The organism is Rhizobium sp. AC44/96 (assembly GCF_001692185.1).
Taxonomy (GTDB): Bacteria; Pseudomonadota; Alphaproteobacteria; order Rhizobiales; family Rhizobiaceae; genus Rhizobium.
This window is the reverse complement of record NZ_LXKO01000030.1, coordinates 324,431-338,761: the sequence shown is the minus strand read 5'-3', so window position 1 is coordinate 338,761 and position 14,331 is coordinate 324,431. Positions and strand designations below refer to the sequence as shown.

At 60.9% G+C, this 14,331-nt stretch carries 15 protein-coding genes; 10 read left to right on the top strand and 5 right to left on the bottom strand.

Features of this window, described 5'->3' with window-relative positions:
* The first annotated feature begins 1 nt into the window (after position 1).
* From A6U87_RS21320 to A6U87_RS21275, 10 genes are all read left to right on the top strand, one after another.
* On the top strand, positions 2–973 hold the full coding sequence (locus A6U87_RS21320; RefSeq protein ID WP_065693295.1) for a membrane dipeptidase: 972 nt from the start codon (positions 2–4) through the stop codon (positions 971–973).
* Positions 974–1,082: 109 nt separating this feature from the next.
* Complete coding sequence (locus tag A6U87_RS21315) at positions 1,083–2,162, top strand: extracellular solute-binding protein (RefSeq protein ID WP_065693294.1); 1,080 nt, start codon at positions 1,083–1,085, stop codon at positions 2,160–2,162.
* 138 nt (positions 2,163–2,300) lie between these two features.
* The gene (locus A6U87_RS21310; protein WP_065693293.1) at positions 2,301–3,152 is read left to right on the top strand and encodes an ABC transporter permease; all 852 of its coding nucleotides are present in this window, start codon (positions 2,301–2,303) and stop codon (positions 3,150–3,152) included.
* On the top strand, positions 3,149–3,979 hold the full coding sequence (locus tag A6U87_RS21305) for an ABC transporter permease (RefSeq protein WP_065693292.1): 831 nt from the start codon (positions 3,149–3,151) through the stop codon (positions 3,977–3,979). Before A6U87_RS21310 ends, A6U87_RS21305 begins: the two co-directional genes overlap by 4 nt.
* A gap of 15 nt (positions 3,980–3,994) precedes the next feature.
* A complete protein-coding gene (locus A6U87_RS21300) occupies positions 3,995–5,044 on the top strand; it encodes an ABC transporter ATP-binding protein (protein ID WP_065693291.1) in 1,050 nt (349 codons plus the stop codon).
* A gap of 53 nt (positions 5,045–5,097) precedes the next feature.
* Positions 5,098–6,483: an aspartate aminotransferase family protein gene (locus A6U87_RS21295; RefSeq protein ID WP_065693391.1), complete on the top strand. Its 1,386-nt coding sequence runs from the start codon at positions 5,098–5,100 to the stop codon at positions 6,481–6,483.
* 12 nt (positions 6,484–6,495) lie between these two features.
* Positions 6,496–7,959 carry an NAD-dependent succinate-semialdehyde dehydrogenase gene (locus A6U87_RS21290; protein WP_065693290.1) on the top strand — a complete coding sequence of 488 codons (1,464 nt, stop codon included), beginning with the start codon at positions 6,496–6,498 and terminating at the stop codon, positions 7,957–7,959.
* A gap of 35 nt (positions 7,960–7,994) precedes the next feature.
* A complete protein-coding gene (locus tag A6U87_RS21285) occupies positions 7,995–8,384 on the top strand; it encodes a RidA family protein (RefSeq protein WP_065693289.1) in 390 nt (129 codons plus the stop codon).
* A 49-nt stretch (positions 8,385–8,433) separates the two neighbouring features.
* Complete coding sequence (locus A6U87_RS21280) at positions 8,434–8,808, top strand: RidA family protein (RefSeq protein WP_065693288.1); 375 nt, start codon at positions 8,434–8,436, stop codon at positions 8,806–8,808.
* A gap of 133 nt (positions 8,809–8,941) precedes the next feature.
* Positions 8,942–9,331 (top strand): RidA family protein, encoded by a 390-nt coding sequence (locus A6U87_RS21275; RefSeq protein ID WP_065693287.1) that lies wholly within the window; start codon positions 8,942–8,944, stop codon positions 9,329–9,331.
* Between the two features lie 19 nt (positions 9,332–9,350).
* Here the strand turns inward: A6U87_RS21275 and A6U87_RS21270 are convergent, their stop codons facing one another.
* Genes A6U87_RS21270 through A6U87_RS21250 form a run of 5 tightly spaced genes read right to left on the bottom strand, consistent with a single transcriptional unit; the run spans position 9,351 to position 14,322 of the window.
* Positions 9,351–9,932, bottom strand: coding sequence for an NAD(P)H-dependent oxidoreductase (locus A6U87_RS21270; RefSeq protein ID WP_065693286.1), 582 nt, complete (start codon positions 9,930–9,932; stop codon positions 9,351–9,353).
* Positions 9,929–11,338 (bottom strand): FAD-binding oxidoreductase, encoded by a 1,410-nt coding sequence (locus A6U87_RS21265; RefSeq protein ID WP_065693285.1) that lies wholly within the window; start codon positions 11,336–11,338, stop codon positions 9,929–9,931. The genes A6U87_RS21270 and A6U87_RS21265 overlap by 4 nt, the downstream gene beginning before the upstream one ends.
* A gap of 1 nt (position 11,339) precedes the next feature.
* Entirely contained in the window at positions 11,340–12,653 is a 1,314-nt protein-coding gene (locus tag A6U87_RS21260; RefSeq protein ID WP_065693284.1) for a cytosine deaminase, read from the bottom strand.
* Complete coding sequence (locus A6U87_RS21255) at positions 12,653–13,498, bottom strand: ABC transporter permease (protein WP_065693283.1); 846 nt, start codon at positions 13,496–13,498, stop codon at positions 12,653–12,655. Before A6U87_RS21255 ends, A6U87_RS21260 begins: the two co-directional genes overlap by 1 nt.
* A complete protein-coding gene (locus A6U87_RS21250) occupies positions 13,495–14,322 on the bottom strand; it encodes an ABC transporter ATP-binding protein (protein WP_065693282.1) in 828 nt (275 codons plus the stop codon). Before A6U87_RS21250 ends, A6U87_RS21255 begins: the two co-directional genes overlap by 4 nt.
* Between the last annotated feature and the right edge of the window lie 9 nt (positions 14,323–14,331).

Here is a 14,331-nt window from a genome sequence, read left to right as displayed (position 1 = left end):
CATGATCATCGATGCTCTTCAATGCGGCCATTTCAACCGTGAATCCTTTGAGGCGCTGAAGCGCGGCGGTTACAGCGCCGTCACGCCGACGCTGGGGTTCTGGGAAGGTGCGATCGAGTCGCTCGACTCGCTTGCCCGCTGGCGTGATATGGAACGCGAAAATGCCGACCTGATCCTGATTGCCAGGACCGCGGCCGATATCGAACGCGCAGAAAGGGAAGGCAAGCTGGCCGTCGTTCTCGGCTATCAGAATTCCAATCTGTTCGACGACCGCATCGCCTTCATCGAGTTCTTCGCTGAGCTCGGCGTCCGCGTCGTCCAGCTGACCTATAACAATCAGAACGAGCTGGGCGGGTCCTGCTACGAGGACAATGACAGCGGTCTTGCCCGCTTTGGGCGGGACGTGGTGCGCGAAATGAACCGCGTCGGCATGCTCGTCGATCTCTCGCATGTCGGCGACAAGACGACGCTCGACGCCATCGAGTGGTCAGAGAAGCCGGTTGCCATCACCCATGCGAATGCGGCCTCACTGTTCGAACACAAGCGCAACAAGTCCGATCGCGTGATCAAGGCGCTTGCCGAGCGCGGCGGCGTGATCGGTTGTGTGGCTTATCGAAACATCACGCCGGATGCCGCCTGCGCCACGGTCGATGGCTGGTGCGAGATGGTTGCCCGTACCGTCGACCTCGCAGGCATCGATCACGTCGGCATCGGCACCGACATTTCCCACAATCACACGGCACGCGACTATGACTGGATGCGCAAGGGCCGCTGGACCCGCTCGGTCCAGTATGGTGCGGGATCCGCGGCAAGACCAGGCGCGGTCGCCAAGCCGGAATGGCTTCTGAAGCCGGACAATCTCAAGGAAGTGGCGCCAGCGCTGCTGCGCGTCGGCTTCTATCAGGAAGAGGCCAACAAGATCCTCCGGGGCAACTGGCTTCGGCTTTATTCCGAAGTGTTCAGGCCCGAGTGATCGATACGGCAAAACGCCGGAATCCAACAACAAGAATGGCGCCTTCGATACGAAGAGCCGCCACGGGAATAGCAAAGCAACCGACCGTTCGAGTTAAGGAGAAAGACGAATGGATGAGTTCAAGATAGCATCAGCTCTACCGGTTTCCCGGCGTGCTGTATTGGGAGCAGGCCTTTTCGGAGCGGCGATGCTGGCATCTCCGTTCGTACGGCGCGCAGCAGCCGCAGAAGACAATGTGCTCTATGTCAACACATGGGGCGGCGACTGGGAAGCCGCGGTCAAGAAGTTCCTCTTCGACCCGTTCACCAAAGACACCGGCATCGAGATCCGCACGGTCTCGCCGATTTCCTTCGCCAAACTCTCGGCTCAGAAGACCACGGGTGTCTACGAGTTCGACGTGACGACGCTTGGTGTGGCCGACGTTGCCCGCGCCAATGCCGCCGGTCTGCTCGAATCGTTCGAAGGGCGTGTTGATCCGGCAAAGCTCTGGAAGGGCGCGGTCTACGAAAACGGCCTTGCAACGCATGGCTTTGCCACGCAGCTGGCCTATAACGCGTCGAAATTCTCAAGTGGCGGTCCCAAAAACTGGGCAGACTTCTTCGATACGACGAAATTCCCGGGCAATCGCAGCCTGCAGCGCCATGCGGCACGCGTTCTGGCGATCGCGCTGCTCGCTGACGGTGTTCCAGCCGACAAGCTCTTCCCCTATGACCTCGATCGCGCTTTCGCGTCGCTCGACAAGATCAAGCCGGACGTTCGTGTCTGGTGGACGGCGGGACCGCAGGCGCGGCAGATCCTGGCGGACGGCGAAGTCGATCTCGCCGCCCTTTGGGACAGCGACGCGCTCGGCGCGAAGAAGGCGTCCAAGGATCCGATCGAGGTGGTCTGGGACCAGGCGGTGATTGATCAGGGATGCTGGATTGTCGCCAAGGACAGCCCGCATGCCGAAAACGGCTTCAAGCTGATCAACCATATCGGCGAGAATGCCGAAGGATTGGCGCAATTCTGCATCGCCGACAGCAATGGCCCGATGAATCCGAAGTCGTTCGACTTCATTCCGGCCGGCATCGCAAAAACGATGCCGACCTATCCAGAGCATCTTGCTCGCGCGGTCATGCTCGATGGTGCAAAGTTGCTGCCACAGCTCGATGACCTGACCACCCGCTTCGAAAGCTGGGTCGGCATCTGATAACACGCTTCCGGTCCCGGCGAGTGCCGGGGCCGGAAGCCCTTACCCTGGAACGATCTGCAGCCGTTCGCCGAAAGCCGGCGCGCCAGATCGAACCATTCAATCCAGAACCTTACAGCGAGGGAAAGGAGCAGTATCATGAAACTCCGGGCATCCTCGGCCTTGACGCAGGGGCCAATTCCATTGGCGGCGCCGGCGGCGATCTTCCTCACGGCCTTCTTCCTCGTGCCGCTCGCTTATGTGGGCTGGATGAGCATTTCTCAGCCGCTGCCGGGATTGCAGAATTTCGCCAAATTGCTGCACTCCACGCTCTTTGCGTCGGTCCTTTTCCAGACCTTCAAGACGGCGTTCGTGGTCACGCTTTTCAGCCTTCTGCTGGCTTATCCAATGGCCTACGCAGCAGCCAACGGCAGTAAGCGCTTTGCCACCTTTCTGCTGACAGTGATCGCGCTGTCGTTCTGGACGAGCTATCTCGTGCGCACCTATGCCTGGATGGTGATCCTCGGCAATCACGGACCGGTCACGGCATTGCTGACCTGGCTTGGTTGGAGCCCGGCGCCAAAGCTTCTGTACACGACCTTCAGCGCTACGCTTGCCATGACTCATGCGCTGATCCCGTTCATGACGATGTCGCTCTATGCGGTGATGAAGCGGATCGATCCGCTCTATGTCAGGGCTGCCGAAAGTCTCGGCGCTCATCCTCTTCGAGCATTCATGACGGTGTATCTGCCGCTCAGCGCGCCCGGCATCGTCAATGGCTGCACTCTTGTCTTCATCTCCTGTCTCGGTTTCTACGTCATGCCAGTGCTTCTCGGTAGCCCAAGAGACCAGATGATCGCAGGCGTGATCGGCGACCAGATCGAACAGACGCTGGACTTCGGGCTCGGTTCGGCAATCTCCATCGTGCTGCTGGCGCTGACGCTGATCATCTATGCCGTTTACAATCGCTTCTTCGGCCTTGAACGGCTTTGGGCGGGAGCTGACCGATGAATCCGTGGATCCGCGCCCTCGCTCTTCTCATCGCCGTCTTCGTGGCGGCACCGATGTTCATCGTTATTCCGATGTCCTTCAGCTCCGCGGCGTCACTGACGTTTCCGCCGCCTGGCTACACGCTGGCGAACTACGTCAGCTTCTTCTCGGATCCCAACTGGACGCAGCCGCTCACGAACAGTCTCGTGATCGGGCTTGGAACTGTCTGTGTGACGATGTTGTTTTCCGTGCCCGCGTCCTTTGCACTTGTCAGGCATATCTTCGCCGGTCGCGCCCTGTTCAACCTTCTGATCATGTTGCCGATGATCGTGCCGACCATCGTCATGGCGCTCGGCTACTACATCTACTTCGGTCAACTCCGGCTTGTTCAGAGCTATCTCGGCGTGATCCTGGCGCACAGTTGCATCGCCATGCCGATGTCTACGCTGATACTGACGGCGGCATTGAAGGGTTTTGATCGTTCGGTCGAGCGGGCGGCAATGAACCTCGGTGCATCACCGTTCACGACGTTCCGCCTGATCACCTTCCCGATCCTGCGGCCTGCCTTCACGGTGGCCGGCCTGTTTGCCTTCATTGCGTCCTTCGACGAAGCCGTCATTTCGCTTTTCATCTCGGGACGGGACAAGGCGACCTTGCCGCGCCAGATGTTTAATGCCGTTCGCCAGGAGGCAGATCCGACGATCTCTGCTGCCTCTTCCTTCCTCTTCCTTCTGGTTCTTGCCGGCATCTGTGTCTGGCTTGCACCGCAGTTGATCCGCCGCCGAACCCGTGCGGCCGATCAATCCCAAGGAAATGGGGCCACTCAACCTGCCGCAGCGGCATCCTGATTGAGGAGTAAAGCCATGAATGCCCGTTCCCTTACGCTTAGCAATGTCACCAAGACATATGACCGCAAGCATCTGGCGGCAGACAACGTGTCGCTTGATATCAAGGCTGGCGAATTCATCTCGTTTCTCGGGCCGTCCGGCTCGGGGAAGACGACGACGCTGATGATGATTGCAGGTTTCCAGCATCCGACCAGCGGCGAAATCCGCCTCGGCGACCTGACGATCGACAACCTACCGCCGCACAAGCGCAACATCGGCATGGTCTTCCAGAACTATGCCCTGTTTCCGCACATGACGATCGCCGACAACGTCGCCTTTCCATTGCGCATGCGAGGCGTCGCCAAGCAGGAAAAGGAGCGCCGTGCCCGCGAAGCGCTGGCGAAGGTCAACCTGCAGGGCTACGAGAAGCGCGTACCGGCCGAGCTCTCGGGCGGACAGCAGCAACGCGTGGCGCTTGCCCGTGCGCTGGTCTTCGAACCTGACGTCATTCTTCTCGACGAACCACTGGGGGCGCTCGACAAGGCGCTGCGCGAACATATGCAGGTGGAGTTGAAGCGTATCCACCGTGATCTCGGAGTTACAATGGTTTACGTCACCCACGACCAGACCGAGGCGATGACGATGTCGGACCGGATCGCGGTGTTCAACCAGGGCCGCATCGAGCAGGTCGGTTCGCCCAACGAGATCTATTTCGCGCCGAAGACGCGCTTCGTTGCCTCGTTCATCGGCGACAGCAACATCATTCCTGCTGCTTCGCTTGGGGACGGGCGTTTTGAAACCGCCGTCGGTATCGTCGAGACGCATGCGAGTGACGCCGAACGCAACAGCAAGGCCGATCTCCTGCTGCGGCCCGAAATGATCCGCATCGCCGATGCCGCACAGCCGGAACGTCAGCCGATGAAGATCGAAACGACCATCAACTACGGCGACAACCTTCTCGTGATCGGGAAGCTCGGCACACAGGCAATCCGCATGCGCGTGCCTGGCGTCGATGCCCGCAAGCTTGATGGCGCCTCCGAGTGCCATGTCACCTGGCGCAAAGACGATGTGCACCTGATCGCCTGAAACCGATTGCCCAACCTTTGCAATATGCCTGCGCAATGCAGATGGAGCCTGCCATGAACGAACGTCCGAATTCCCTCCACGCACTCGACAAGCAAACGCTTGTCCATCCCTACACCAATCTTGCTGTGCATCAGGAGGTGGGGCCGCACGTGATTACTGGCGGTGACGGCATCTACGTGACCGACGACGAGGGAAAACGCTATATCGAGGGCTTGGCTGGCCTGTTCTGCGCGGGCCTCGGCTTCAGCGAACCTCGGCTGGTCGAGGCAGCGACGCGACAGTTGAAGGCCATGCCGTTCTATCATTCGTTTGCCCACAAATCGACGGAACCCGGTATTCGGCTGGCGGAAAAACTGCTCTCCATCGCGCCGTTGCCCATGTCGAAGGTGTTCTTCGCCGGCTCCGGTTCCGAGGCCAATGACACTGCGATCAAGCTGATCTGGTACTACAACAATGCGCTGGGGCGTACGGCCAAGAAAAAGATCATTTCACGCCGCAAGGCCTATCACGGTGTGACAGTTGCGACGGCCAGCCTGACGGGGCTGCCATTCAACCATCGGGACTTCGACCTGCCGATCGCCAACATCCTGCACACCGATTGCCCTCATTACTGGCGCTTCGCCGAGGAGGGAGAGACGGAAGAGGATTTCTCTACGCGTATGGCCAAGAACCTCGAGACACTGATCCTCGAGGAAGGTCCTGATACGATCGCCGCCTTCTTTGCCGAACCCGTCATGGTATCGGGTGGGGTCATCACGCCGCCAAAGACCTATTTTGAGAAGATCCAGGCGGTTCTGCAGAAATACGACATCCTTCTCGTCGCCGATGAAGTGATCTGCGGTTTCGGCCGCACCGGCAATATGTTCGGCTCGCAGACCTACGGCATCAAACCTGACATGATCAGCTGCGCCAAGCAGCTGTCGGCCGCCTACATGCCGATCTCGGCCCTGATGATCAACGAAAAGATCGCCGACGTTCTGGTCGAGCAGAGCCGCAAGATCGGCTCCTTCTCCCATGGCTTCACCTACGGCGGCCATCCCGTCGCCGCCGCGGTCGCTCTCGAGGCGCTGACAATCTACGAGGAGATTGACATCGTTTCCCACGTTCGCTCGATCACGCCGCGTTTCCAGGAAGGCATCCGCAAGCTTGGCGAACACCCGCTGATCGGCGAGGCGCGGGGCGTCGGCCTCGTCGCCGGACTGGAATTCGTGCAAAACAAGGCGACCAAGGAAAACTTCCCACCGGCCTGGCAGGTCGCTAATCACGCTGGAAAATTCGCCACCAGTCGCGGTGTTCTGACCCGCGGCCTGGGCGATATGGTCAGCCTTTGCCCAGCCATGATCATCACCGAAGAGCAGATCGCCGATCTCATGACCCGCATGGGATTGGCGCTTGATGATACGCTCGCTTGGGCCCGCTCACAGGGCTATGTTGCGTAAGGCAGGACGGACATGACATCCGAAAACACATCATTCGCCTACGAGCGCCTCGGTATGCTGATCGGGGGGCGATGGATCTATGACGCCGCCAAATGTGGCGATGTGGTCGACCCCGCAACCGGTCAGGTCATCGGCCATCTGCCGCACGCGACCGACGAGGATCTGGCGGAGGCGGTCGCTTCCTCGCAGCGGGCATTCGAGGCATGGAAGGATCGCTCCGCGCTTGAGCGCGGCCTGATCCTGCGCCGCTTTGCTGACCTTGCACGCAGCCATGCGGAGCAGATAGGCAGCAGCATGACGCGTGACCAGGGCAAGCCGCTTGCCGAGGCGATCGGCGAGATCCGGTTCGCCGCCGATCACGCCGATTGGCACGCAGAGGAGGCCCGGCGCATCTATGGCCGCGTCATTCCGTCTCGCGACCCGCGCGTGCAGCAGCTCGTTCTGCGCGAACCGGCTGGCGTTTGCGTTGCGTTCACGCCCTGGAATTTCCCCTTCAGCCAGGCATTGCGCAAGGTCGTTGCCGCGTTGGCGAGCGGTTGCACCGTCATCCTCAAGGGGCCGGCGGAGTCACCGTCCTCGACGGTTGCGATTGGCCGCCTGATGCAGGAAGCCGGGCTGCCGGATGGCTGCCTCAATATCGTCTGGGGACAGTCCGCGCACATCTCCGAAACGCTGCTGGCGGCGCCCGAAGTCAAGAAGATCTCGTTTACCGGCTCTGTCGAGGTCGGCAAGCTGCTTGCAAGCCTGGCCGGCAAGCACATGAAGCGCACGACCATGGAACTCGGCGGCCATGCGCCTGTGATCGTCTTTGACGATGCGGACATAAATGCCGCGGCCGATGCGCTTGCCGCGCAGAAGGTGCGCAATGCAGGCCAGGTCTGTGTTTCGCCCACGCGCTTCTATGTGCAGGCGAGGGCTCACGACCGCTTTCTTTCGCGATTTGCAGAAAAGGTCGGGCAGACCAAGGTGGGCGGTGGCTTCGAGCAAGGCGTACAGATGGGACCGCTTTGCCACGCCAGACGCGTGAGCGCGATGGAAGCCTTCGTGCAAGATGCACGCGACCAGGGGGCCGACATCGTGACGGGCGGCCATCGCATAGGCAACGCCGGCTTCTTCTATGCGCCAACGGTGGTGGCTGGAGGAACCGATGCGTTGCAGCTGATGAACGAGGAGCCCTTTGGCCCGATCGCGGCAGTGACGCCGTTTGGGGATTTCGAAGAGGTCATTCGTCGCGCCAACAGCCTGCCCTTCGGCCTCGCCTCCTATGTCTTCACTGGGTCGAGCAGCCAGGCGCAGCACACCTCCCGCGCGCTCGCTGCAGGCATGGTCAGCATCAACCACTTCGGCCTTGCACTGCCGGAAACCCCGTTCGGCGGCATCAACGATAGCGGCTATGGGAGCGAGGGCGGCGAAGAGACCTTCGACGGCTACCTCAACACCAAGTTCGTGACGCGCTTCGACGCCATTCCGGCGTAGCAAGCAGGCCAACTATATTTGCGGAGACAAATGACATGTTTGAATTGATCGATACCGGCATGGGCGAATCCGACCTCCCCGTCAGCGATACGGTCCGTGCCGGCAATCTCGTCTGGTCGGTGCATATCTCGGAGGATCCCGTCACCGGGGAGATCGTTACGGGGGATATTGAGACCCAGACCCGCCGCACGCTCCAAAATCTCGACCAGGCGATCCGGGCCGCCGGCGGTACGCTCGCTGACGTCGTGCAGATGCAGGTCTTCCTCATCGAGAAGACCGATTCTGCGGGCATGAACAAGGTCTATACAGAATTCTTCCAGGCGCCTTATCCAGTCCGCGCGACTGTCGTCGTCAAGGAACTGTTGTCCGCTGGGCTGCGTATTGAGGTCCTCGCGCATGCCGTACTCGGCGAAGTGAAGCGATAATCAGTCGGCGGCATTGCCTCGCCCAAGATCACGTTCCCAAGGAATAAGCATGGTTGAGAAAGTTGAAACGGGCATATTTGCCTCCAAGGCTCCACTGAGCGGCACGGTGAAGGCCGGCAATATTGTCCGTTCCGCCCATATCGCCAAGAACCCGGAGACGGGCGAGCTCGTGACCGGCGACATCGAGACACAGACGCGCCAGGTGCTCTCCAACTTGCGGCAGGCGATGCAGGCGGTCGGCGGGACACTCGCCGATGTCGTCCAGATACAGGCCTACCTTATCGATCGCACGGATGCGCCCGGCATGAACCGGGTCTACGGTGAATTCTTCAGCGCACCTTATCCGGTGCGCGCAACGGTGGTCACAGAGCTTCTTTCGCCCGGCATCCGGCTGGAAATCCTTGCGACAGCCGTCCTGTCTTGACCATTCGAGCGCGCGGGAAGGGTAGAAAAGGATGGCAGGCAAATTCTGCTCCCGCCTCGGCGATGCCGGCTTGACCGGGCGGGATTGATTCTTACACTTCGGAACCTGCAACTCATTGTTCGCATGGTGTTTTATGAAGAACGCACTCAATCCCACCTCCGTTCGCAAGCCGTTCGGGAACTACAATCACGGTCTTCTCGTCGGCCCGGGAGCGTCGCTTCTGGTCACATCGGGGCAACTTGGGATCGGTGTCGATGACGTCATTCCCGATGATGTGACAGCGCAGACCGAAATCTGCTTCAAGGCGATTGACGCGATCCTCAAGGAAGCCGGCATGACCTTTGCCGATGTCATCCGCATCTCGGGTTTTGTCACCCGGAGAGAGGACTTTCCCGCCTACATGGCGGTGCGCGATCGGTTCACGCTCGATCCCAAGCCGGTCTCGACGCTGATCGTCGTCGGCGGATTTACGCGGCCGGAGTTTCTGGTCGAAGTCGAGGTAACCGCCGCCAAGGTGATCTGATCAGAGGGGCAGTCTCGCGTCAGAACCGTTCCATCGCCGCCTTCACCCTGCCGAGGAAGGCAGCTCGTGTCTGGTCGGTACAGTTGTTCATGTCGTAGTGAGCGAGAAAGGTAACCGGCCGCACGGGATTGATCTGCGCGCGCAGCACGCGCTTGACGATCTTCTTCGGCGGATTGCCGGCGACGAAGGCCCGAAACGGTGTGGCGCCGTAGGTCAATACAGCGCCGAGCTTGCGGATGTGGCGTAGCCTGGATTCGACCTTGCCGTCGACGAGCTCGAAGGAGACGCCCGGTAACCAGACGCGGTCGAAATAGCCCTTCAGGATGGCGGGAAAGCCGAAATTCCAGACCGGCGTGACGATCACCAGTCCTTCCGCGGCTTTCAGCCGGTCGACGTAACCTTTCACCAGCTCGGTATTCTCGGGATAGTCGTGGTAGATCAACCTGTCGCGGCGAGACAGGACCGGATCGAAATCTTCCGCATAGAGATTGCAGTCATCGACCTCATGACCTGCGGCCTTCAGGCTTTCCAGCGTCTGGCGGTAAAGCGCGTTGCCATAGCTTGATTCCACCGGATGCGAGTGAAGGACGAGAACTCTCACGAGGCCTCCATCACGGCGGCCAGCCCGGGAAAGAGGTAGTTCTTGCCGGCGGAGAAGTCGAAGTTCGGGTTCTCCCAGGCGATCATCTTGCCGGGGTTGAGCAAACCCTGCGGATCCGTCTCGTGCTTGAAGGCCAGCTGCACCTTGTCGGTCTGCTTCATGCCGCCTTCTTCCAGCGTGTAGCGATGCGGATTGAAGATTGGGCATCCGTGATCCTGGTGGATCTTGATGATCTCCTCCAAGCGCTCTTCGCTCGTGTAACGCACCAATGGCAACCCGGAGCACTGGATCTGGCCGTCGAACTTGATGAATTCGAGGTGGCCGGGTACCTCGTCGCCGAAGATCTCAACCATCTTGGCTACCTTCGCCACATGGTCCGGGCCCGGGTACTGGACCTGCAGGTAAGTGAAAGTGGGATCGACCTTGAGCGCCCGCAACGTCGTGTGGTTCCAGGCAAGCTCATAGGCGTGCGGAATACCCTTCATGCTCTCAACCTTGTCGGAGCGGAAGATGATCTCGCCCTTCTGGGCCGCGGTGAAGGCGCTGAAGGCATCCATCGAGTGAGGTGCGATCATCAGCACGACGACCGACTGGCCTTGGCGAATATAGGGTTTGTGCCGCGTGAAGTATTCGTGCGGGATGGGTGCAGCGATCGGCGCAATCTCCTTGACGAGAATGCCGTTGCACTTTGCCAGCGCGTCCGAGTAGCGCACGGCCGCCATGAAGTCGTCGTAGCCCACCAGCACGTCCACCCAGTCATAGGCGGGCGCGAGCGGCATCTCGATTTCGGTAATGATACCGTTGGTGCCATAGGCGTGGCTGACCTTCTGCAGGTCCCAGCCGGTGAGATCGAGCACCCGTGGCTCGGCCTCCATGGTGACAACGCGCAGGCGGATGATGTTGCCGATATCGCGAAGCCCGCCCCAGGTGATCGAGCCGACGCCGCCCGAACCGCCGGCAATGAAGCCGCCGATCGTCGCGGTTTGCGCGGTCGACGGATGGAAGCGCAGTTCCTGGCCCGAGTGTGCCTTGGTCTGTTTGTCGAGCTGGGCGATGACGATGCCAGGTTCGCAGATTACGCGCCCCGGATGGATCTCCTTGATCTTGTCCATCGCCGCGAGGTTGAGAACGATGCCGCCGGAGAGTGGCATGGCCTGGCCGTAATTGCCGGTGCCGGCGCCCCGCGGCGTTACCGGCACGCCATGGGCGAAGGCCACCTTGAGGGTCTGGATGACCTCTGCCTCGTTCTTCGGCGTCACGACCAGATCGGCGGTCACGCCATCGAGCTGCGCCTTCAGGATCGGGGAATACCAATAGAAATCGCGGCTTTTCTGACGAACGAGCGCCGGATTGTCCTCGATGGCGATGCCTTCGAGTTCCTTCTTGATCTTCTGATAATCCGGCATGTCAGGCTCCAACGACGCTATCGAGTTCACGGTAATCAGGCAGGCTGCGGTCGATGACCTTGCCGCGGCGAAGCACGACGCGGTCAGACTGCGGGCGGGACAGAAATTCGCTCCAGCGACGAGCGCTGAAGAGCACAAGATCGGCGGGCCGGCCGATGCCGATGCGGCCGATGTCGGGGCGCCCGGCGATGTCGGCGGGCGAGGTGGTAACGACACGCGCGGCCGTATCCAGCGGATGATCGAGATGAAGAATGCGCACCGCTTCGCGGAACACTTCGACCGCATCGAGATCGCCATAGGCGTAGAATGGATCGCGCGTATTGTCGGATGCGACGGCCGTCGTGACGCCGGCTGCAGCGAGCTCCTTGAACAGGGTCACCCCGCGCCAGCGCGGTGTCCGGTTCGGATGGCGATCCTGCAGGTAGGCATTGCACATCGGCAGCGAAATGATCGAGATACCGGCTTTGGCAACCAGCTCGACGGTCCGCTCGGCAATGCCGTCGTCCTGTCTTGCCAGCGAGCAGCAGTGGCCGGCCGTCACCTTGCCGGCAAAGCGGTTGCGAAGAATGGCCTCGGCAATCGCCTTCAAGGTCTCCGCGCCGGGATCATCCGTTTCGTCGACATGAAGATCGACGTCGAGACCGTTCTCGGCCGCCGCATGAAAAAGTGTGTCGAGCTGCGAGGCGAGGTTCGAGCCCATCTTGGTGACGCCGCCGATCAGTCCGGCCGCATCGCGGATGACCGCGACGAGATCGGCGAAATAGGCCTCATCGACCATGTCATCCATTGGGAAGAGGGCGACGGCCTGGAGGGCGATCTTGTCCTTCCAGGCTTCCCGCATTTCGGCAAAGACCTCGAAGGAAATCCGGTGCTGGGGGGCAGCGGAGTCCAGATGCGTGCGGATCAGGCTTGTCCCGTGCGCATAGGCGGAGCGAAGCGCGAACTCCATTCGCTTGCGCACGTCGTCGGCCGACCAATGCGCCTCGCGGTCGGCGCCCACAGCCTGCAGCGCGCCCATGAATGTTCCGTCGGGGTTGCTGCTGCGTCCCCATATATGCCCCTTGTCGAGATGCGTATGCACGTCGGCGAAGCAAGGCCAGACCATGCCTTCGCGAAGATCGGATTTCGCCAGTTCCAGAGGAGCGCTGCCGGCCGGCAGGATCGCTGCGACAAGACCGTTTTCGATGACGATATCGGCTCGCACGAGGCCCTCGATTGCCGGCGCGTTGAAGCCTTCGACGGCGATCGCTGGCAGCGTCGCATTGCTCAGGACGAAGCGACCGGCATTCGGAGGCGACATGAAGGAGTATGTCATCAGTTTTCCCGCTTGAGGCTGCTCTCATGCCAGCGATGCAGGCTGAGCCAGGAGATGAAGGACGTGATCGCGAAGATCGCCACCCCGAGCAGCGAGAGCATCAGCAGCGCGGCGAAGAGGCGAGGGATGTTCATGCGGTACTGAGCTTCCAGGAGCCGGAAGGCGAGGCCGGAGCCGGCGCCCGCCGAACCGGCTGCGAACTCGGCAACAACGGCGGCAATCAGCGCGAGCCCGCCGCCAATCCGCAGGCCCGTCATGAAATAGGGCTGCGCTGCCGGAAGCTTCAGATAGAGCAGCGTTTGCCAGCGCGAGGCGCCGTAGAGCTCGAACAGGTTGATCAGATTGTGATCCACGCTTTTCAGTCCCTGCACCATGTTGGAGAGGATCGGGAAGAAGGCGACCAAGAAAGCGCAGATCAGCAGTGCGACCTGCGTCGACGGCGCATAGATCAGGATCAGTGGCGAGATCGCGACAATGGGGGTCACCTGCAGGATCACCGCCAGCGGATAGAAGGCGATCTCGATCCACCGCGATTGCACGAGAAAGATGGCAAAGCCGACGCCCCCGATGAGCGCGAGCAGCAGCGACATGATTGTGATCTTGGTTGTCACCCAGAGCGCGGGCGCCAGCGTTCCCCAATCGTTGACGAAGGCGCTCGCCACGGCGCCGGGGCCGGGCAGGATGTAGGGTGCGACACCTGACAGCTTGACGTAGAGACCCCAGGCGATGACGAGGATCGCAAGGGTGGCGAACGGCACCGTAATCCGCAGGGCAAGGTCGCGCCGCTTTGCCGTCATCGGGCTTGGTGGCGACGCGATCGGCGTTTCGGCAGCATCCGTGCTCATGGGTTCTCCTTCGCGGCATTGATCGCGCCGATCAGCGACCGCGAGACGGTCTCGCAGGCCTGCCGATATTCTTCGGAGCTGCGGTAATAGGCGTCTCGCTCGAGGCTGATGACGAGCGGCAGGTCGGCATGGACGCGCCCCGGGCGGGCCTTCATGACGACGATGCGGTTGGAGAGATAGGCGGACTCGAAGACCGAGTGCGTAACGAAGATCACCGTGATGCCGGTCTCTTTCCAGAGGCTCAGGACATCGTCATTGAGTTTCTGGCGGGTGATTTCGTCGAGCGCTGCAAAAGGCTCGTCCATCAGGAGCAGCTTCGGCTTGGTGACCAGTGCGCGCGCTATCGACACGCGCATCTTCATGCCGCCGGAGAGTTCGCGCGGATAGGCTTCTGCGAAGTCCTGCAGGCCGACCGTCGCCAGAGACGCCAGGATCTCCTCGCGCGCCGCAGCCTTCGATATGCCGCGCAGCTTCAGCGGAAGGTGGACGTTGTCAAAGACGTTCTTCCACGGCATCAGCGTCGGCTCCTGGAAGACGAAGCTGATGTCGCCTTCCGGCAAACCGCGCGCATTGATGCGCGAACTTGGCCAGTCGATGGTTCCGGAAGAGACATCGCCGAGGCCGGCAATGATGCGCAGTGCCGTCGATTTCCCGCACCCCGACGGTCCAAGCAGGCTGATGAATTCGCCGCTTTCCACCGTCAGCGACATGCCCGACAGGGCGATCGTCCCGCTGGAGAAGACCTTCGAGACCGATTGCATGGAAACAAGCGGTCTCCTGCGCGCGTCCTTGCTGGCCGGGATCTGGGCTGAGGCTAGAGGCATCGCCTGTCT